Genomic DNA, 21768 nt, shown 5'->3' with positions numbered 1-21768 from the left:
ATGCGGATTCTTATCGCCGAAGACGATTACGTCAGTCGTACTTTTTTGTACAAATTTTTGAACAAATACGGTGAATGTGACGTCACCGTAGACGGCATTGAAGCATTAGAGGTCTTTATGATGGCACTTGATGAAGGCATATACTACGATCTCGTATGTCTTGACATTATGATGCCGGAAGTGGATGGGATCAATGTGCTTAAAACCATCCGAATTTTAGAACAAGAAAGAAAAGTACCGGAAGAGAAGAAGTGCAAGATTATTATGACAACAGCACTAAATTCCACTGATAAAGTACAGTCGACTTTTGAAATTGGCGCACAAGGATTTGCTGTAAAGCCAATTGATGTCGATAAATTTGTCGATGTACTGAAAAAATTGAATCTCGTTTGATATAATTTTCTCACTTGACAAGGCGCAACGACTGTGTCACCATTTTGTTGAAAGGATGGCAGCATGTCCGAACGTTATTTATCAATCAATTCATTTTTAAAACAGAAGTATGGCAAAAAATTTATTAAGCTCTCTATCGATGGGGGATTTACCTGTCCGAATCGCGATGGCACCCTTGACAGTGAGGGCTGTCTTTTTTGCAGTGAACGCGGCTCCGGAGATTATGCAGGTGTTATCTCTCCTAACTCTGAAAAAGTGCAAGCATCTATTCGTGCCCAGATTGAAGCTCAGAAAGAACTTATGCGTCAAAAGTGGGCTGCGCGTCATTATATTGCATATTTTCAAAGTTTTACGAATACGTATGATTCGCCGATACGTTTAAAGTCGCGTTATGACAGTGCACTGGCAGAACCGGAAGTGCAGGGCCTTGCAATTGCAACGCGTGCAGATTGTCTTGACGACAACACGATCGAAATGCTTAAAACATATCGGCGTTTGCCGGTGTTTTGGGTGGAAATTGGCGTCCAGACGACGAAATACGAATCGCGAGAGCGGCTGAATCTTCACCAATCGCTTTCAGTAATCGAATCTCGTGTTAAGGCACTTAAAGAAGCTGAGATTCCCGTTGTCCTTCATGTGATTGCCGGACTGCCCGGTGAAACAAAAGCGGATTTTATGGCGACAATCACCTTTATTAATCGGTTGGCGCCCTTTGGTATTAAAATGCATATGTTAAATGTTTTAAAGGGAACAGCATTGGCACGCGCCTATGAAACCGCACCTTTTGAATTGCTTTCACGCGACGCCTATATTGATTTTATCGTTGAAGCGCTTGCACATCTACGCCCGGATATTACCATTCATAGGCTGACGGGGGACGGGCCTAGAGAATTGCTGATTGGACCGACGTGGATACGTGATAAACGCGTGGTGCTCAATGGCATTGAGAAACAACTGCGGGAACGGTCAATTGTACAAGGCTGCCTATGGCATGCATTGTAATAGAGAAACCCCAGCACCCTGTTTAACAATACACCGGGATGGCTGGGGTTTAATTTTGTACTTATAAGGTGCATCCACTGCCTTAGTATATGCTGTGTAAGAAATGCTTCAGTAGATGGATTAGATGGATGCAATGTGCTAAGCAACGACGTTGTAAATGTTTTGCGTCGAGAGAAGATAAATACTGACAAAGAGCATGATAACGGCGATGCCTATGGTGACGATCAGCGTCGTGCTGAAGTGGTCTGTACGGCGTTTCATGCGCGTACCATTGAGAATAAGGCCATAGCTGCCAAAGCTAATGGCGACGAGCGTCAATACCATTGATAGGGTAAAATAATGAGGATTCCAGTATTTAGCACGCCTGATGTTAAAGAACTTATCCAGCGAATAAAGCGGTTTTGGCTGTGCAAACAGAATGAACATCAATGCGAAAAAGAGCACGACGACATTGAGCAAACCAATCATTTGATAACGTTTGATAATCTTATCATCGCCACGGCGTCGATCATCACTGCCTTCTATGAGACGTTCCAGCTGATCGCGCTGAGCGCTTAACGATGTATCATAGGCGATGACCTCAGCTTGTTTGGCATAAAGGTATTGGATTAGCATTTTACTCTGTTCATTGCTGAGATCGAGAAATTGAATGCGCAGCATATAACGTCTGATTTCAGTCTGCGGCATAGCATCAATAACCCGACAGTTGATTTTAAACCTGCGTTTTGGATCAGGTTTATTTTCATAAGCTTCGGGGTCGATAACGTTTGCATCAAACATAATTTCAAAAACATCATCTTTTGCCATTTGGACGGGACTCAGTGCACGCATGCCCGTAGAGCTGATATCTTTTGTTGTAATTGTAATTTGCTTGCCTTTAAACGGAATTTTATAATCATTAAAGACGTTGACGCGAAAGGCTTGCCGTCGTTGTACTTTTTTTGGCTGTGATGTCGCCCTTAAGGTAACGGTGTAATTGCCGCCTTTATGTGTTTTTTCAATGACCTTACAGGTGAGTTCATAAGCAGAACGTTGCTGTTCTTCGCCAGCATAGAAAGTAACGGTAATTAACTCGTCGTCATGCAGGACATACATTCTGCCGCGATGCATCGGTGATACAATTTTAAAAAAGCCATTATCGTATCCTGTTTCAATGACGGTTTTAAGTTTTAGGATTGTTGGATTTTGCGCTTCATCTAAAGTGGAAACAGATAGATCCACTGAATACGAGGGCAATAAGTATTCCGATAAATCCATATGATTACCTCCTGCTTCATCTTACTTTTATTATAGCATAGGACGCTTGCTGCTCAAAGTAGCGCGCTGTGATAGACGGCGATGCAATCCCGCTATTATCGTAAATGTTTGATAATGATTAAAGCAATAAATTTTATTGAAAAAATGTTTCAAAACCCGTACAATTGGGTAACATAATAATATAATAAAACCAAATTGGTTTTTTTATAGAGGTCAGTTCAGGACATTTATATAGGGTATAGACCCTAAAAAGAAACAAACTCTTAACACTGTTGTTTTTAAAAATGCTTTTTTTTTACTTTCGTTAGGAGGCATGCTTATAGACGACTTTACGTTTATCAAAACTGAATATGAATTGAATCAATGTGCTGAAACTGACTAAATGGACTCGCTTTTAATGAAAAGGCGGGTCCATTTTAATGTCTAAAATCGATATTGGTGGTGATGAAAATTTTTATGCATGAAAAGCAAAGGTCGGTTTATCTATTTCAAAGCGGCTTTTGATGCATTTGTTTTCTTCTTTGATCAAAATGATCACAGTGCGGACTGAGAAGCTCTACGAAATTGCGCGTCATGCGTGCAGTAAGCCCCCATATGTGCTTGTCTTTGTAATGATAAAAAATAACCGGGTACTTCGACGTTCTGAAGTCATAATCTTTGCCGTCTGGTATCTTTTCAAACGGAAACGATTCAGGGATATTCATTTGCGTTTGAATTTCGTAAGTATCCGGCGCATTCTCACAAAGATGCGGCACGGGCACTAAAAAAACGTGATCCACTTCGTCTTTTGAAAAGTGAATGGATTCAAAAGGTTTGTCAATAATGCCGACGAAACAGTGAATCAACATATTGAAACTCGTAAGAATGGAATCGACGCGCCCGATGACTTCAATATCTGACGGTTCTAAATTCAGCTCTTCACATGTTTCTCTGATGGCGGCACTTTCCGAATCTTCATGGCATTCAAGTTTGCCGCCGGGAAAACAGATTTCTCCGGGCTGAGATTTTAGTGTTGCTGCGCGAACTTCGTACATTAGATGCCAGACGCCGTTTTTTAGGACGAGCGGAATGAGTACTGCCGATTCGCGCTTGACACCGGTTATATTTGCTTTGTGTTGTTTGAGTGTTTCAATGATTTTAGAATTCATACGGCCTCCGCTATTCATTATAAAAATGAAATATTTATCTTTGAAAAAATATGTTAGAATATTTAATTAAGAAATTGCATCATTACCTTTTGTTGATCTTTCACGTCAATAAGTTGAATTTTCGAATTATGAAAAGATTACATGTCCTCGTGGAAGGGTTAAAATTTAAATGATGCCATTTTCTCAATTATCATACCTTAAAAAATGATGTCATTCAAGCGAACGACACTAAAGGAGCACGCATGATCAAACAATTTTTTAGTTATTATAAGCCGCATCGTTTTCTGTTCTTCATGGATTTGTTCATTGCTTTTATCATGGCGGTAATCGATTTGATTTTTCCCATGTTTTCAAGGCAATTTATTAATGATTTTATACCCAATCGGAGTATTCATGCCATGATTGTTTTTTCGACGGTGATTGTCATACTCTATGTGATTAAAATTGGCTGCAATTATTTTGTGGGTTATTATGGACACGTCGTTGGCTCGCGGATTGAGCACGATATGCGAAACGATCTGTTCCGACACTTGCAAAAACTTGAATTTTCTTTTTTTGACAACCATAAAACGGGGCAATTAATGAACAGACTGACAGGTGACCTCAATGAAGTTGCAGAATTGGCGCATCACGGACCTGAAGATCTCTTTATTTCTGTGATAATGCTGATTGGCAGTTTTTTTATTCTGATGACCATTAACTGGCAGCTCACCGTAATCGTCTTTGTCTTTGTGCTCTTGACCATTTATTTTTCCATTGTGATGCGCAAGCAGATGATGACGAGTTTTCGAAAGCTTAGACAACGTCAAGCGGATATCAATGCACAGCTTGAGAGCAGTATATCCGGTATTCGTCTCGCGAGGAGTTTTGCCAATGAAAATTATGAGAACGAGAAATTTTTAAGAACTAACCGTGCACATCTTGAATCGCGGAAAGATGCTTTTCGCGCGATTGCCGTCTATACTTCCGGAAACAGTTTCTTTCTGGATATGATGAGTTTGGCATCAATGATCGCAGGCGGTGTCTTCGTCTTCAACGGACAAATAGATTACGGTGATCTGGTGGCTTTTCTGCTTTACATTGCCTATTTTACAAAGCCGATACGATCACTGATTCAGTTGACGCAGCAACTCCAATCGGGGATGGCTGGTTTCGAACGCTTTGCAGAAACGATGGCTGTTGAGCCGACGATCAAAGATGTCTTCGACGCACAGTCGCTTGATGATGTCAAAGGAATCATCCGTTTTGAGGATGTGACGTTTGCTTATACCTCCGACGACGATCCTGTGCTGAACAAATTTAATTTTGAAGTGCCGGCAGGCAAGACCGTTGCCATGGTAGGACCGTCGGGAGTAGGCAAAACGACAATATCACAATTGATACCGCGGTATTACGATGTGACAGGTGGTGAGATCTACATTGATAATCAGCCAATCAAGCAATTAAAACTCTCATCACTCCGAGAAAATATCGGCGTTGTCCAACAGGATGTGTTTCTATTCTACGGTACGATTAAGGATAATATTCTCTACGGCAGACCGGACGCCTCAATAGAGGAAGTTGTTGAAGCTGCGAAAGCTGCCTATATTCACGAATTTATTATGAGTCTTGATGAGGGGTATGATTCATTTGTCGGTGAACGCGGGGTTAAATTATCCGGCGGTCAAAAACAGCGTATTGCCATTGCACGTGTGTTCTTAAAGAATCCTGCGATTTTAATACTGGATGAAGCCACGTCAGCACTTGACAGTGAAAATGAATTTGCCATTCAAAAGTCAATTGAAGTTCTTTCAAAAGACCGAACGACGCTGGTAATTGCTCACAGACTCTCAACCGTTATCAGTGCAGATGAAATCGTCGTATTAACAGATCAGGGCATTGCCGAACGCGGTAGTCACGATAAGCTGCTTAATGCCGACGGCCTCTATGCAAAACTCTATAAAGCGCAATTTCGAGGGTATATACCTGACGTACTGGCGTAGATCAGCCGTGGTAAAACAGTATGGCAGTGTTGTGGAATGCGGCACTAAAATGCTCTCAAAATGGTAATAAAGATGTCATGAAATTGACATCAACAGATTTTCGGGAACAAGCTATAATGAATTGAGTTAAACAGGAGGCAGCATGATTTATTTATTCATTGTAATGTTCAAGATTGTCGAGGTGTCAATATCGACAGTGCGCATCGTTTTAATTACCAAGGGCGAGCGCAAAATAGGGGCGTTTATCGCTTTCTTTGAAGTATCGCTTTGGGTGATACTCGTTAGTACGGTTCTAAATAACATTGCAGAAAATCCGTTGAAAATTATTGCGTATGCACTGGGCTTTGCCATTGGCAATTTTTTAGGCAGTGTGCTGGAAGAGCGTATCGGCATCGGCATGTCAGAAATGACGGTTATCGTCAGGGAAGAACATGGTTTGCCTCTGGCGACACAGTTGCGTGAAAAAGGTTATGCTGTGACGCTGATTCATGGAGAGGGGAAAAGTCATCCGAGATTTGTGCTGATGATGTATGTACCGCGAAAAAAAGTGAAGGGCTGTGTCGAACTGATTAAAGAGACGCAGGAAAATGCAGTCATCACCGTATCCGATAAGAAGCCGATTTACGGTGGATTTGGCATGATTCGCAAATAAGGGGCATTTCTCGTTATGGTAAATAAAAATCGTTACACGATGGCTGTGTAGCGATTTTTTTATGCAAAAAGAAGTAAATAACCTTCGACCATAAAAGTACGGTCGCTAAGATGCCGATTTAGGATTGCTTTTATAGCTCTTTGCTTAAGAAAATTTTAGTAGAAATGATTAAAGATGCTGCAAATAATGTAATGCTCATCGCGGCTAAAATACTGTTTAACATCATTGAAGGATACTGGTTGAAAACAGAAAATGCCGACAAAAAATTGGGATCAAAATTTGAAATCATTGAAGGGCCCATTGAAAACAGTATAATCACAGTAGAAAACATAAAGCGCGCTTTAACAGCACCGAATTGATATTCAATTGGCATGTAGATGCCAAATATGATGACGCCAATTAAAAGGACAAAGAGAACCGATGTCATACCTAAGACTGCACTTGGATTGATAAGTAGTTTTACAAGTGTATCGACAAGATAGCAGTATGCAAAAGTTGCAATAAATACAAAGTATTTTGAGGCGACACATGCGCTGCGAGAATAAGGTGCAGCGCAAAGCAGCGAGATGGCTTTGGGATACCTTGCCTCTTCTTGGGATATCGCTTGAGACAGCATTAAAGTGCCAAAGATAAGCATGTACAAAAAAGTGAAAATACCTGGGATCTCTGGGGCGATAAAACTGATGAATATTGGAACGAGGACGATGAGTGCCATTGTAATAAACGTGAGTTTTTTGACGATTAGAAAATCTTTTCGAATAAGGCTAAGCATTTGAATTCCTCCTTTTCAGGTAGGCGAGCATGATGGCTTCAACATCTACCTTTTCCAATACGATGTCCGGGATGCTTTTTTGAATTTTTGACCAGTCAGCTGTAATGCCGCTAAAACCATAGCTTGTTAGTTCGAGGTTCATGAGGTGTTTTTTATGTTCATTGCTTAATAATGATGGATCGCCTTTGACTAAACGGTATTGATCAAGGAGTTCGTCTTTACTCTTTTCAAAGACGATTTTGCCGTGATCAATTAAAATCAGCATGTCTGCAATTTTATCTAGATCTGACGTAATATGCGTCGAGAAAAAAACGCCTTTTCCGCCTTGTTTCATATAATCAGCCATGATCTCTAAAAGCTGGCTTCTCACCAATGGGTCAAGGCCGCTGGTGGGTTCATCCATGATGAGCAGCTGTGCTTGATGGGATAATGCCAGTACTAAAGAATATTTCATTCTCATCCCTTTTGAGAGTGTCGCAATTTTTTGCTTGGGATCAAGATCAAACGCTTGTAAATAGTGTCGATAGTCATTATCGCTCCATTTTGTGTAGGCGGGTGCAATAATGCTTTTCATTTCATTGAGCGTTAATTGATTGTAAAAACAGCCTTCATCCATTACCACGCCCAAAGCATCTTTTATTTCCCGTTCATGTGTGTCTACATCCATTCCCAAAACCTTAATTTTGCCTGAATTTTTAAGTGCAAGACCGAGTATGGAGCGGATGGTCGTCGTTTTACCGGCGCCGTTGATGCCGATGAAACCGGTAATACAGTCTTCCTGCAATGAAAAGGTTACATCTTGCAGTGCAAAGTTTTTATAAGTTTTATTTAGGGCATGAACTTCCAGTATATTGTTCATTGCTATGCCTCCTCGTATAAAATTGCCATCATGGCATTTAATTCATCTATTGATATATCCAGTGATTTTGCCGTTTTTATCATCGTTTGCATTTGCTCTTCGACCAGCCTGCGCTTCGAATCTCTTAAAAGATCTAGGTTGCCGGTTGAGACGAAGGTGCCGATGCCGACTTGACTGATGATAAAGCCTTCTTGTTCCATGTCTTCGTAGACACGGCGTATGGTAAGGACGCTCACTTTTAAATCGTTTGCAAATGCTCTTATAGATGGCAGTGCATCGCCTTCGACGAGCTCGCCTCTAAAGATTGCTTCTTTTACCTGATCTTTAATCTGCTGATATAAAGGAACATCAGAATGATTGGTGATAATAATTTTCATGATAACATCTCCTATTAGTGTGATGTGTCAGCATACACACTATACACTTGATGAACAATATTGTCAATAGGTTTTTATTGCAGAGGGGTAGGCAAGCGCTGTTTTGCAATTAAAAAAAGATCAACGGCACATGTGCCGTTGACCTTTTCATAATTTGTATTTATTTGTATTACATTAATACGATTAATGAGAAAAATATTTCAGGTAGTCGTTGTTGCGATCTAGATAGAGTGTCGTATCTTCATCAATGGTCGATTCATAAGATTTGAGTGTACGCCAGAATTCGTAGAATTCCGGATCTTTACTGAAACCGTTTGCATAAATTTCCAGTGCGGTTGCGTCGGCTTCACCTTTGACCGTTTCAGATTCTTCAATGGCAGAAGCTTTAATCTCAGCGACTTGACGGTCTGTATCAGCAACCGTGTTCTGATAGATTTCCATCCCTTCGGAACGTGCTTGTTGGGCAATCGCCTCACGTTCGGCAATCATCTTTTTATATGTTGATTCAATATTGGATACCGGTAAAATCGTACGGTAGATTTCAATATCGCGAAGCATGATCCCTTGGGTTGCCAGATTTGCATTGAGTTCAACAATGGCGTCATCTAAAACGCCGGCGAGCACTTCTTTATCGGTTAAGAACTGCGTGCTGGAAACACTATTGATTTTTTCAATAACAGCGGCATAGGCGACTTCGTCGATTTTTGAGTTTGCTTTGGTAATACTGCCGAGTGATGTTCTGAATATACCCGGATGAATAATTTCCCACTGAGCAAACATGTTGATTTCGTATTTGATTTTATCTTGTGTATTGATCTTTGCAGGATTTGAAATATAGGTGAGGAGCTTGCTGGTGTCTTTATCCACTGTTGTGATAAATGGTGTTTTAAAGTGAAGCCCCTTCTGGGTAATGACTTTGACATTTTTGAAGCGAGGGTCTAAGTCATTTTGAATTTGTGCTTGCGAGTTGGTGGCATCCACGATAATGGATTTAATTTCGCCAAACTCACGTACGGTTGCGACTTCATCCTCGCGGACAATAAAAATTGAATTGCTGATGACAACGAGAATTGCAATAACGATGATGAGACCGATACTGCCGCGGAGTCCATTTTTGATACTCTTTTGATAATCGCCGGGCGAGAAGTTTCGCGTTGTTCTGCGGCTTCTTTGGCGTGTTCTGTTTGTGGATGATTCTTGTGATGCATCTTGTTTTGGTTCACCTTGATTGATATTCATCTATTGACCTCCGTTGGTTTCAAGCGGTAAAAACTTCAGAATATTGTCGCTGTCAATGTCGACGATATATTTGTCAGAAACTTTGCCAAGGATTTTTTCCATGGTTTCAATATAGAGTCTTGTCTTTGTGATATCTTTAGAGACTTTATACTTTTCGTATACTTGATTGAAGTTTTCGACATCACCTTTTGCCTGAGCGACTTTTTCGGCTTTGTAGGCTTCTGCTTCCTGAATGAGCTGGTAAGCATCTGCACGCGCTTTCGGGAGCATTTCATTTGAATATTTTTCTGCTTGGCTCTTATACGATTCTTTTTCGTTGTTGGCGATATTGACATCGTCATAAGCATACTGAACATCGTCCGGCAGGAGCACATCGGTAAGCTTTACTTCTGTAATGGTAATACCGAGATCGTATGAATTGAGCTTTTGCGTTAAGTCCGGTAAAATTTCTCGTGCGATGCTGTCTTTGTTGATCAAGGCACTGTCGAGATCCTGATTTTGGATGTTGCGTCTCAGCACACTTTCAAATGCAAGTCGAATGGTGCCGTCTTGGTCATCGACATTATAGTAATAAGCCGCTGGGTCCGTGATGCGGTATTGAATGACGGCGCCGATATTGACGAGATAAGACCCCTTCGTCAAGACGATTGCTTCACTTTCGACATTGTCATATGTAGCATATGAAGTTGTAGTCGGATCAGACGCAGGTCTGTAACCGTATTGTAGTGAAATGACTTCATTGGTATTGAAGATAGTGACGTGGTCAATAAATGGTACTTTGAAGTGCAGTCCAGCTTCTGATTCAACTTGATTCAGCTTGCCAAACCGCTCAATAACAGCTTCTTCGGCGTTATCGAGCATGAAATAACTGCTGTAAAGTCCAATCACCACAACGAGAACGATGGGGACTAGGACAAATAATTTTGCAAATTTCATAGAATTGCCTCCTAAATTGATCTTGTCTATGCTTTTATCATAAGCGTTTCAGACGTAAATTTCAACTTAACAAAAGATTAAATCAAAGTTTCAAATGCTGTATCAGTGCTTAAAAAAGTATTATGAAAGCATTAAATCAAGGCGGATGCCGTTGCGGAGCCATCGCCTTCGGCGTACAATTATCATAGGAGGCAGTATGAAGACCAGACAGTGGTTATTGTGGATACAAGATTTAAGGTTGCGTTATCAGCGCCACCACATTACAGCATTTAGCGCACAGATGGCCTATTTCTTCATGCTCTCTATTTTTCCGATGCTAATCTTTGTCTTGATGGTCGGTGCGCGATTGGATGTGGTCATCTCATTACAGCAAAATGAAATTTTTTTAAATATTCCCAAAGAAATTCAAGAATTTCTCACGGGATTTGTAAATCAAATGAAGTACGCCAATGGCAATGCCGTACTTTCCGTTGCGGGAATTGGTACGCTTTATGCGGCGTCTAGAGCCGTTACAGCATTACAGCGTGCAATGAATGCCGTTTATGAAATTGAAGAGACGCGCAGTTTTATTGTAACGCGGCTTACCGGCATGCTTTATACCTTCTTATTGACACTGATGATTATTATAACACTCCTGATCCCAAATGTCGGTTACCATGTGGTCGAATGGCTGCAGGCTATTTTACCGATAAAATTAGACATCGAACTGATTGGATTGTGGTCATTGGTGCGTATGATCGTTTTGGCGGCACTCTATATTTTACTCTTTGGTTCGATTTACAGTTTCTTGCCGAATAAGCGAATAAGATTTAGGGATGCCTATTACGGTGCGATTTTCGCGCTCGTGGGAACGGTATTGGAAAATATCGCTTTTTCAACCATTGTTACAAGGTTGACAAGTTATGCGGTTCTCTACGGGTCGCTGTCCGTTGTGATTGTTTTTATGATATGGTTGTATGTTTTGGGTATTATTATAATGATAGGTGCAGAAATTAACGCGATGATTTGGGCATATCAATCGTTACCGCCCGTGTATTTCAAAAGTGCGGTGAAGAAAGAGAAGCGTTGAACAAAACACCTGAAAACAATAGGGGGCATTATGCAAACGGTATTGACAGCAAACAAATTGTCTAAGCATTACCAAATGGGTGAAATTACGGTCAAGGCGCTTAACGACGTGTCCTTTGAAATTTACGAAGGTGAATTTGTCGTCGTACTTGGACCAAGCGGCAGCGGCAAGAGTACCATGCTCAATATGATCGGCGGCATGGACAAGGCATCTGAAGGTGAAATTTACTATCGCGATGAACCGCTCCATGAAGCAACTGAACGACGCTTAACATGGTATCGACGCAATGCTATCGGTTTTGTCTTTCAGTTTTACAATTTAATTCCGAATCTTAATACGCTTGAAAATGTTATGCTTTCGACGGAGCTCAGTGACCATCCATTAGATGCCAAAACAGTACTGGCAGAAGTGGACCTTTTGGATAGGGCTGATCACTTTCCATCTCAACTCTCCGGAGGGCAGCAGCAACGTGTGGCCATTGCGCGAGCGATTGCCAAGAATCCTGATATACTGCTCTGTGATGAACCAACGGGTGCGCTGGATTTTACAACGGGACTTTCAGTGCTGAATCTTCTTAAAAAATTTAATAAGACTTACCGAAAAACGGTGATTATCATTACACATAATGCTGGGATCGGTAAGATTGGCGACAGGGTCTTTTATATAAAAGACGGTCGGATTGAACGCATACAGGAAAATGAAAAACCTCTGGAACCGGAGGAGGTGAGCTGGTGATACTGCTGCGAAAAATGCTTCGGGATATGCTGGAAAACAAACTGGCTTATCTCGCCTGTATCATCGTGATGAGCATGGGGCTCATGACGTACTCGGCAATGTCTATCGTCATGGTGAATCTCAACAACGCAAGAGATACCTTTTATGAGGATTACAATATTGCCGACGCCTTTGCCAATGTGCAGTCGATGCCGCTAAATCGCATAGACGATCTAGAGAGTATACCGGGCATTAAATCGGCAAGGGGTATTTTAAAACAAGATGTCCGGGTTGATTTCGAAGGTGACGAAAATGTGTATTTGAGACTGAATACCTATGCCATTGATGATTCGGCGCGAATAAATGACGTCTACCTTAGCGAAGGCTATGAATTGGATGAAAACAGCTTGCTCATCTGGATTGGCGATAAATTTTTTGATGAAAATGGACTCCAAATAGACGATACCATTGATTTAGTCGTCAATGGCAAAGTGACGACTTTTACCATTGCAGGCAGGGTGTTAAGTCCAGAATACGTCTATGTAACACGGAACAGCTATGATTTTATGCCTTCCCCAAAGACGTTTGATATTGCCTATATTTCAAAACCCGTCATGGAAAAACTCGTTGGCCGCTCCAATGAAGTCAATTATATTAATTTAACATTTGAGGATGGCACTGTTTACGATGATGTTAGGGAACAGCTCAAGAGCAATTTGAAATCCTACGGGCTGATCAGTCTGACGGATTTGGAACATCAGTCCAGTAATGCCTTTCTGAAAGAAGAACTGAAAGGCCTTGAGAGCATGGCAAAAAGTATGCCGTTTCTCTTTCTCGGCATATCGAGCTTTATCCTCTATATTATGCTGAAACGTCTTACGGAGACACAGCGCGGGCAAATTGGCATTCTAAAGGCACTGGGATATCATAATTATGAAGTTCAGGCGCATTATTTGTCCTATGCGCTGGTGATCGGCATCATCGGCGGCATCACCGGAGGTATTTTAGGCACACAGCTTTCGGTATTTTATACGGAAACCTATAAAGAATTCTTCTCGTTTCCGGATATTGAAAACGCATTTACCTATAAGTTTACGTTTTATGGCCTGATGATCTCAGTGGTCTTTAGCTTATTTGCAGGGTATCAAGGAACGAAAAAAATATTGCGGCTGACGCCATCCATGGCCATGAGTCCCAAAGCACCCAAAATTGCAAAAAGGAGTGTCCTCGAAGGGATTAAGCCATTTTGGAATAGTCTTACGATGCAGGGGAAAATGGCAGTCCGCAATTTGGTGCGAAGTAAGGGAAGAAGCATTTTTACTGTCTTAGGACTCCTATTTGCCTTTAGCATTATGGTTGTCGCCTGGTCTTATGATACGCTAATTGATACGATGATTTTTGACCAGTTTGATAAAGTACAGCTCTACGATATGAAAGTGACCTTTAAAGGATTGATCCCGGCAAAAGAAGCGCAGTCGCTTTTGTATAATTTGGAGGGTGTTTCCTATGTGGAAACCATGGTTGAAGTACCTGTTCAGATTAAAAAGGGCATCTACGAAAAAAACACCATCATCATGGGACTTTCCGATGATATTGAACTCTATCGCGTGCTGGATGCTGATCAGCGCACGGTAGATCTCTCGGAAGACGGTCTATATCTCTCAGAAAACCTCGCGGTTCAGATGGATGTTGACGTTGGGGATATATTAAGGGTTGAAACGCCATTTGTCGATGATTACATTACCATGGAAGTCATTGGCATTATACCGCAGTACATTGGCTCAAACGGTTACGCCAATATGCAGTATCTCGAAGCCAAAACCGGATATGAGAATGTGGCGACGACGGCTTACCTCAAAGTTTCCCCTGAAAAATCCGATGCCATCCGCCATGAGCTTGAAGATGCTGAAAATGTCGGCACTATAGAAGTTGAAGCGCAAACACTGAAAAAATACCGGGATTTGTTGGATTCTTACGGTTACATGAGCTACATTATGGCGATGATTTCCATTGTCGTGGGTTTTGCTATCGTCTATAATTCCAGCGTGATCTCCTTGTCAGAGCGGCAAAGAGAACTTGCCTCGCTTCGCGTGCTGGGCATGAGTATTGATGAAGTGCTTCAAATCGTTTCATTCGAGCAATGGATTTTGGGTTTCGTTGCGATTATCTTGGGTATTCCAACGGCGATTTTAATGATGCAGGGCATGTCGTCTGCATATCAGACGGATATTTACGCAATGCCGTCGTCAATTGGCAATTTTGCATTTGTCTTATCGGTCTTAGGAACAGCACTTTTTATATGGCTGTCCCAATTGAATGTCAAACGGAAAATAAAGCGGTTGGATATTGTCGAAGTCTTAAAAGAACGGGAATAAGGAGTGGGTTGTATGAAAAAAAAGGTAAGAATAGGGCTTATTGCAGTATTTGGTGTCATCTGCATCGCAGTGGCAATCGCTTATGCGATGAAGCCTCTGACAGTTGATATTTTGAAGGCGACGCAGGCGGACATTTACGATTATGTTGAGGAAGACGGCGCCATTGTCTCTGATCAATCCGTGACGCTTTCTGCAAAGACGACGGCGCAGGTCTCCGCCGCGAATTTTGAAAATGGGGATTTGGTACGTGAGGGTGACACAGTTCTAATCCTTGACGATACCGCTATTCAGTCCCGAATTGATCAAGTGACGCACCAAATTTCAGCGATGTCTGAAGATAAAGACTTCAATTTGGTTTCTCTAAAGTATCAGATCAGCCAGCAAAAAATCGCTGTCGATCAATTAAAAGAGGAAGCTGCTTATGTGGGTTCACAGTATGATCAGGCTCAGGCGCTGTACACAGCGGGTGCGATCAGCGAAACGGCATTGACAGATGCGAAACAGCGTTATGACAGCTTGCAGCTGACGACAAAACAAAACAGCACGGCGCTGGCATCACTGCAGGCACAGTATTCAGAGATATTAAACGCAAACAGCGGCATTGCGACGCTGGAGGCACAATTGACATCGCTGGAACTGGAAAAGAGCTATACGGCTGTACAGGCAAATGCCGAGGGGCTTCTGACGAATTTTGACATTCACGTTGGCGATTATGTCACTGCATCCTATCCGCTTGCATCAATTGTCAATCCCGATGCCTATAAAATTGAAACGTATGTATTGACAGAAGATGCCTATAACTTAAAAGAAGGCGATGCGGTGGATCTCGTCATCAAGCGCAACGGTGAAAACTTTGATTACAAAGGTGAAATATACAGTGTTGCACCGAATGCCGTAGAAACAGTTTCAGCGCTTGGACTCGCAGAAAAACGGGTTAAAGTGCTGATTTCCCCGGATACACTGGCTGAAGATGTCAAAGTTGGCTATGACGTCAAGGTGAAATTTATTTCAGAATTTCAGCTGGATGCCATTGCGATCCCGAAGACTTCTATCTTTTATGAAGGTGATGATGCGTTTGTGTTTAAAAAAGTAGAGGGCAAAGCTGTGCTGACGAAGATAGAAACCGGCATGGAAACGGATTCAAAAATGGTTGTCACTAGCGGTCTCACAGATGGCGATGAAATTATAAAGAATTATAAAATCGCAGGTTTAGAGAATGGTAAGCGCGTCGACTAACAAATTCTGAGAAACAATTAACGCCACAAGCACGTGATATGGCAAGCACCAATGAATGGACGCTTGCACTGCACATGCCTGCGGCGTTTTTCGTTTTTTAAGGAAGGCCGTTCAGCACTTTTACTGATTGCCTATTAACCTTTTAGATCAATGATTTGCCCGGAACGCATTGATGAATCGTTTGTCTTAAGCAGTTTAAGATTTAATTGATCTAAGCGATCAATGAGACCGTCATGGGGTTTAAACAGGAATTCAAAGAGATCAGGTTGAGTCGTCAAGGCGTTATAAAAAGTGTGTTTGAGCAAGTAAACGCGTTCATAACGATTAATTTCAATACCAATGGCAGTGAGACTGCCTGTATTATCGTGCAGGAGGCTCATGATGAGAAAATTATAATACGTGTCGTGCTGTCGGTCATATTCTGAAGCGCGGGTTAAAAGGTCATTGATGGCATTTACGAGTTCATTGCCGCCTGCCAGTGCCTCTGCTTTATGGTTCTTATAGTAGGTGTTTCGTTCGCCGGCTTCGTCCAGACGCAGGTAGGAGGCCATGAGATTGTGCACTTGTTCATAAAAATGATCCATGGCGCGCTGCTCATTGCCGGCATGTTCGTCCGGTGAAAAATGCGATTCGGATTTTTGGGCTGTGGCAGAAACGTAAATGGGTTTCTTAACGCGTATCGTCGGCTGAATACCGGCGCTTTTTCGCTGATAGCGCTCGATGCTTGGGCTCATGGTAACACCTCCTTTGTATTTATATCGGCACAATTGCACTTTGAGTTAAGTGCCGCCGCATTGCATTCGACTTTTGGATATGTGATAATAACATTAAGACATGCGACAAGAGGTGAGGTATGCAGACATTAAGACAGCAATTCTTTGAAGATATTACACATGAGATATTAAACCGCAGTTTCATCAAGAAAATGGCACTTAATCAAGATGTTCTCGAAGCCTATGTCATGGGCAATCATTTTAAAAAGGGACTCGATAACATGCTCAGGGAGAAGCGTTATCACGCAAAAGATGTTTTTGCGTTGATGGAACCGCTCGTGCCAATGCTTTGTAAATCATTGCCGAAAGTGCCGTGGCTGCAATATTTCTATTATCATAGTTTAAGTTATTCATTTCCTGAAGCCGTTTCGATAACACTTGATCCGGCGTTTACGCCCGTGGCTGAGATATACCTGCGTATTCTGCGCGTTGCATCGCAGTATCAGCAGCGCGGGACAGATTCAACATGGCAAAGCAAATATCCGCTGACATTATTGACGGAAGAGGAAACGCAAGCGCTGGAAGATCCGCGTGAGTATCTGCAGTTTAAAAAAGCGTTTTATCAAGAGTTTGTTTATGAAATGATGAAGCTCAATCAAGAAGTGATTGGCTATTCGACGCTGGACCACATCTGTGGTGTACATTTTATGGCGCTGAAAGTAGCGAGACAGCTTAAAAATGCGGGACTTCCCATTGACCTTGGCAGGGTTGCCGGCGCTGCAGCAGGTCATGATATCGGTAAATTCGGCTGTAAAGCAGACGAAATGAAGCGCGTTGCCTACTATCATTATTTCTATACAGGTGAGTGGTTTGAAAAACACGATATTGTCTATATTCGGAATGTGGCGATCAACCACTCCACATGGGATTTGGAGCTTGAGGCGCTGCCGATTGAATCGCTTATTCTCATTTACAGTGATTTTCGCGTGAAAGCGGCGAAGGTTGATAATAAGAGCGTTATGAAAATCTACGATTTACAGGCTTCCTTCGATGTTATTCTAGAGAAGCTCGACAACGTCGACGCAGCGAAAGAAGATCGCTACAGGCGTGTTTACCGTTACTTAAAGGATTTTGAAGATTATTTAATTGATCTAGGCGTCGATATTTCACGCGAGATGTTTATGGCGCTCAATCCTCAAATCAGGCCAAACCGAAAATATTTCGCATTGCTGCAGGGCGCTGCCGTGACGAAGAGCGTTATCTACAGCTCTATTGAACACAATATCAATCTGCTGCATCGACTGAGAGATGAAACGTCACTCAACAAAATGCTGGAACCGGTGCGCAATAGCCGTGATATGACTAATCTCAGGGCATATATTGGTATTTTAGAAGAGTACTTTAATTACATGACGCAAAAACAAAAGCAGATTGTCATTAATTTTTTATATGAAAAACTGGTTTCGCCGGAAGAAGATATTCGCAAACAGTGTGCGGAACTCATCGGTGTCATTATTGCGCATTACGATGAAGAAATTCGCAAGGAGACGCCGCCAAGCGTTATGATTAAGCCTACGGATTTTGATGCCTTAAAATTGTTTGATACCTATGTCAGACGCTTTCTGTTTCCAGAAAATAAAATTATTGACCGTCACAAAAAATACATCAGCTACAGTTTGCGTGATATGCTCTTTACCTTTTTTGAATCCCTTGAGGGACTGGAAAAGCGCAAAGATGCCATCGCCACTGTTATCTCATATTTTGAGGCATACAACGAGGATGAACAAATTCGGTTTTACCTCGTCAAAGCAGCGCGCGTTCTACCGTTTAAAGAATTTGATGAAGCACAGCGCTTCCTAATACTCAATTTTGTATCCGGTCTTTTGGATCATCCTGATATGAAGTTGCGCTTACGGGCTTATAATTTGATTTATACGATTTTGCCTTATGCTTCGGAAACGCTGATTGCCCAGTGCCATATTACGCGCGTCTTTGAAAATATTCCGGCAATTTACGATAATCCAGCTGATAATTATGCGAGGCTGAAACTTGCTGAACAGCTTAGGACAGATGAACAGACTGTTGAAGTGCTCAAGGGAATCTGCATGAGTGATTTACAGCTGACGTCTAATATCTTTCTGAGCAATCTCAAAACGGCAACTTTAGATATTGCCAAACGATTTCAGATTGAACTGCTGATTCGCAATACGCTGTTATACGATTATGAAAACAATTTTTATATGGCGATGCACCTCTGCAATCTCTTAAAGGTCAGTGCGCTCGAATCGGTTCGCAATACGGCGGGGAAGATGCTGTTGGAATTGATACCGCATTTGACATTTGAACAGAAAAACGATATTACCATTGAGTTGCTGAGAGCACTGGAAATGGAGAGCTACGAATTTACAAAATACATCCCGCCCTATCTTGGTAAGATCATTTTACATATTAAACCAAAAGAGCTGGATGAAATTCTCGAAAGTTTTGAGAAGAAAATGAGCACCAACAATGAAAAACTTATATCGCTGATAGAACGGACGATTGGCCATGCCATTAGTCGCTATGCAGATTATAAATACGCCTTTGAAGAGACGGAAGAAGGGCATGATCATCGTGTGCTCAGGATGTTCGGCATTCTCTTTACGGGTTTTGTCCATCCTTCGGGATTTGTGAACCAAGTGGCGTTTAACGTCATTGCAAAATCTATTTTTAACGATCCCGTACTGGCACTCCGTAAAAAAGAGTACCTCTACCGTGTTACGATTAAAAAAATTATGTCACTGATGGTCAATACCGACGAAGAACAAGATATTATTTTTTATAATAACGCGGCGAGCCTCAAGTATATTTACCGTTTTGTCAATGAATACCAGCATGTTTACGGTAAAATGACGTTGAAGCCGCACAATAAAATTGCTTTTTTCCCTGGTGCATTTGATCCGTTTACACTGAGTCACAAGCAAATAGCAACAGATATTCGCGACAAGGGTTTTGAAGTACTGCTCTATGTTGACGAATTTTCTTGGTCAAAGCACACACAGCCAAATCTTATTCGACGCAATATTATTAAGAAATCTGTCGCCAGTGAAATAGATGTTTTTCCGTTCCCAAGGGATATTTCAATCAACATTGCCAATCCGCATGATCTTGCACTGTTGAAAGAGCTTTTCCCGGAATCGGAAGTCTTTCTCGTCGTGGGAAGCGATGTCATTATTTATGCGTCTGCCTATGGCTACGAAGAACATACAACGATTAATGATATCCCGCATCTCATTTACGAACGCGGGGGTATTCACTACGCGAAAGAGGCGAAAAAGCGCTTAAAAGAACGTTTAGAGCGACTGCATCCAAGTTCTCAAATTGTTACGCTGCCAAAGGTTTACGAAAGTATCAGCTCAACGCTCATTCGCGATTACATTGATGAAAAAAGGGATATTTCATCACTGATCGAACCGTTGGCGCAGAATTACATTTATGAAAAAAGCCTTTACCAGCGCGAACCCATGTACAAGCGCGTCATGTCCAGCAAGGCGATTAATCTGGCAGTTTATGATGAGATGTCACCGGCGTTCCTAAAAGATTTAATTGGTGAGACGACAAACGACAATGGAAGTGAGCAACTGATAAAATATCAGCATTTAAGCGAACGGGAAGGTTTTCGGGCCATTGTGCTGAGACGAGCCGAAAAGGGTCAGGAAGTCATTGCCTATGCGATTAGCCACTGGCTGAGAGCTTCGGGCATTCACAATGAGTTCAAGGATAATCACATTATCAAGTATATCCGTGATGATGCTGTCGGTCGTATTCTGGTGATTGATGGTATCGTTAAGAAAAAAGGGGCGGATGTGCGCAATTTGGAACAAATTGTTCTAACAGAAACGCTGGCGCATGCACTGGCTCAAGACTACACCTATTGCATTTACAAGGAATCATTAAAGCCGCAGGTAGCAAAAGAAATTGTAGATGTTTTGCAGATCCAGGGATTCGTTAATATTTCATCACAAAAGACGGGGGAAAGCGTCTTTGCCGTGAATATGTCATCACCTTGTACGGTAAACCTCGATATTCATTCAATGTTTAAAGAACCCTATCGCAATATTCCAGAGGTGCAGCAAGCGATGAGCCGGACGCGTGCACGGCTTCAAAAAGCGTTTACTGAACTCTATCCCGGCAATCTGGTGCTAAATTTTGACCGGGCGATGATTTATGAAACGCTGATTAAGAAAGTGTGTGATGAAAATGCTGTCTCACCGATTCCACAAGAGCCAAGGCGATTGGGAGAAGCCATGTGCGTGCCGTTTGGGGCCGTCTTTAGACAGTCGATTTTACCGAATACTGTAACCAAGGCACTGCATGCGGAAAAATACTTTCTGCCGGACCTTTCAGAACACCATATCATGGAGTATCCGTTTTACTTGGACATTGAAAATCAGATTAAGATGATTAAATCGTTTAACCGTCCGGTTATTTTAGTGGATGACCTTTTAAACAAAGGCTATCGCATTAAGGCACTGGAGCCGCATTTTAGATCAAATGACGTGAACATTCAAAAGTTTATTGTGGGCATCATGTCGGGCAGCGGCAAGCAGATTGCCGAAGAAATGTCATTGAACTGCGATGCTGCATACTTTATTCCTAAAATCAGAGTTTGGTTTTATGAGAGCAAACTTTATCCGTTCATTGATGGCGATGCCATCTGGCGTGGAAAGATGCTCGAAAGCAACCTGATCAATTCAGTGAATTTGATTTTGCCGTACGCGTCAGCTTCTTATATTGCCGGCACGACAAAGGAGGCGATTTATAATCTCTCGGAAGTGGCGCTGATGAATGCCATTGAAATTATGACGGCAGTAGAAGTTGGCTACGAGTATGAAAATGACAGACTGCTGACCATCGACCGATTGGGTGAGGTGCTCAATACGCCGCGTTATCCGGATAAGGGGAATCATATTATCTATGCCAATAATGTCAAGCCATCGGAATACCTCAAGGACGACTTGGAGCAGCTTCGAAAGCTCAAAAACTTTTATATCGGAAAATAGGA

Annotated in this window: 17 protein-coding genes; 9 read left to right on the top strand and 8 right to left on the bottom strand. The window is 41.9% G+C overall.

All coding sequences use genetic code 11. From position 1 onward, the window contains the following. Together KHM83_RS03380 and KHM83_RS03375 are read left to right on the top strand one after the other, a co-directional pair. Nucleotides 1-393 carry a response regulator gene (locus tag KHM83_RS03380; RefSeq protein WP_213235500.1) on the top strand — a complete coding sequence of 131 codons (393 nt, stop codon included), beginning with the start codon at nt 1-3 and terminating at the stop codon, nt 391-393. 63 nt (nt 394-456) lie between these two features. Continuing rightward, nucleotides 457-1395 carry a TIGR01212 family radical SAM protein gene (locus tag KHM83_RS03375; protein ID WP_213235499.1) on the top strand — a complete coding sequence of 313 codons (939 nt, stop codon included), beginning with the start codon at nt 457-459 and terminating at the stop codon, nt 1393-1395. Nucleotides 1396-1533: 138 nt separating this feature from the next. Here KHM83_RS03375 and KHM83_RS03370 read toward each other — a convergent pair whose 3' ends face one another. Both KHM83_RS03370 and KHM83_RS03365 read right to left on the bottom strand, forming a co-directional pair. Then, nucleotides 1534-2652 (bottom strand): flagellar brake protein, encoded by a 1119-nt coding sequence (locus KHM83_RS03370; RefSeq protein ID WP_213235498.1) that lies wholly within the window; start codon nt 2650-2652, stop codon nt 1534-1536. Between the two features lie 488 nt (nt 2653-3140). Next, the gene (locus KHM83_RS03365; protein WP_213235497.1) at nt 3141-3800 is read right to left on the bottom strand and encodes an NUDIX hydrolase; all 660 of its coding nucleotides are present in this window, start codon (nt 3798-3800) and stop codon (nt 3141-3143) included. Nucleotides 3801-4042: 242 nt separating this feature from the next. On the opposite strand from KHM83_RS03365, the gene KHM83_RS03360 reads away from it, so the two are divergent. Both KHM83_RS03360 and KHM83_RS03355 read left to right on the top strand, forming a co-directional pair. Next, nucleotides 4043-5782 (top strand): ABC transporter ATP-binding protein, encoded by a 1740-nt coding sequence (locus KHM83_RS03360; protein ID WP_213235496.1) that lies wholly within the window; start codon nt 4043-4045, stop codon nt 5780-5782. 142 nt (nt 5783-5924) lie between these two features. Further along, entirely contained in the window at nt 5925-6434 is a 510-nt protein-coding gene (locus KHM83_RS03355; protein WP_213235495.1) for a DUF2179 domain-containing protein, read from the top strand. 130 nt (nt 6435-6564) lie between these two features. Here KHM83_RS03355 and KHM83_RS03350 read toward each other — a convergent pair whose 3' ends face one another. The 5 genes from KHM83_RS03350 to hflK all read right to left on the bottom strand — a co-directional run bounded on the left by KHM83_RS03350 (nt 6565) and on the right by hflK (nt 10617). Beyond that, complete coding sequence (locus KHM83_RS03350) at nt 6565-7206, bottom strand: ABC-2 transporter permease (RefSeq protein WP_213235494.1); 642 nt, start codon at nt 7204-7206, stop codon at nt 6565-6567. Further along, nucleotides 7199-8065: an ABC transporter ATP-binding protein gene (locus KHM83_RS03345; RefSeq protein WP_213235493.1), complete on the bottom strand. Its 867-nt coding sequence runs from the start codon at nt 8063-8065 to the stop codon at nt 7199-7201. Before KHM83_RS03345 ends, KHM83_RS03350 begins: the two co-directional genes overlap by 8 nt. Before the next feature lie 2 nt (nt 8066-8067). Continuing rightward, entirely contained in the window at nt 8068-8442 is a 375-nt protein-coding gene (locus tag KHM83_RS03340) for a GntR family transcriptional regulator (protein WP_213235492.1), read from the bottom strand. Between the two features lie 183 nt (nt 8443-8625). Beyond that, a complete protein-coding gene (gene hflC, locus KHM83_RS03335; protein ID WP_213235491.1) occupies nt 8626-9681 on the bottom strand; it encodes a protease modulator HflC in 1056 nt (351 codons plus the stop codon). Continuing rightward, nucleotides 9682-10617: an FtsH protease activity modulator HflK gene (hflK, locus tag KHM83_RS03330; protein WP_213235490.1), complete on the bottom strand. Its 936-nt coding sequence runs from the start codon at nt 10615-10617 to the stop codon at nt 9682-9684. 196 nt (nt 10618-10813) lie between these two features. Here hflK and KHM83_RS03325 point away from each other — a divergent pair, with 196 nt between their 5' ends. From KHM83_RS03325 to KHM83_RS03310, 4 genes are read left to right on the top strand one after another with little or no spacing between them, the layout of a single operon-like run. Next, nucleotides 10814-11686 (top strand): YihY/virulence factor BrkB family protein, encoded by an 873-nt coding sequence (locus tag KHM83_RS03325; protein ID WP_213235489.1) that lies wholly within the window; start codon nt 10814-10816, stop codon nt 11684-11686. A 30-nt stretch (nt 11687-11716) separates the two neighbouring features. Beyond that, nucleotides 11717-12421, top strand: coding sequence for an ABC transporter ATP-binding protein (locus KHM83_RS03320; RefSeq protein ID WP_213235488.1), 705 nt, complete (start codon nt 11717-11719; stop codon nt 12419-12421). After that, nucleotides 12418-14775, top strand: coding sequence for an FtsX-like permease family protein (locus KHM83_RS03315; RefSeq protein ID WP_213235487.1), 2358 nt, complete (start codon nt 12418-12420; stop codon nt 14773-14775). The genes KHM83_RS03320 and KHM83_RS03315 overlap by 4 nt, the downstream gene beginning before the upstream one ends. Nucleotides 14776-14787: 12 nt before the next feature. Further along, nucleotides 14788-16011 (top strand): efflux RND transporter periplasmic adaptor subunit, encoded by a 1224-nt coding sequence (locus KHM83_RS03310; protein ID WP_213235486.1) that lies wholly within the window; start codon nt 14788-14790, stop codon nt 16009-16011. A 134-nt stretch (nt 16012-16145) separates the two neighbouring features. On the opposite strand, the gene KHM83_RS03305 is transcribed toward KHM83_RS03310, so the two are convergent. Then, nucleotides 16146-16745 (bottom strand): hypothetical protein, encoded by a 600-nt coding sequence (locus KHM83_RS03305; RefSeq protein ID WP_213235485.1) that lies wholly within the window; start codon nt 16743-16745, stop codon nt 16146-16148. Nucleotides 16746-16864: 119 nt separating this feature from the next. Here KHM83_RS03305 and KHM83_RS03300 point away from each other — a divergent pair, with 119 nt between their 5' ends. Continuing rightward, nucleotides 16865-21766, top strand: coding sequence for a cytidyltransferase (locus tag KHM83_RS03300; protein ID WP_213235484.1), 4902 nt, complete (start codon nt 16865-16867; stop codon nt 21764-21766). Nucleotides 21767-21768: the final 2 nt, after the last annotated feature.

The organism is Fusibacter paucivorans, assembly GCF_018390735.1.
Taxonomy (GTDB): domain Bacteria; phylum Bacillota; class Clostridia; order Peptostreptococcales; family Acidaminobacteraceae; genus Fusibacter; species Fusibacter paucivorans.
This window is presented reverse-complemented; position numbering and strand designations above follow the sequence as displayed.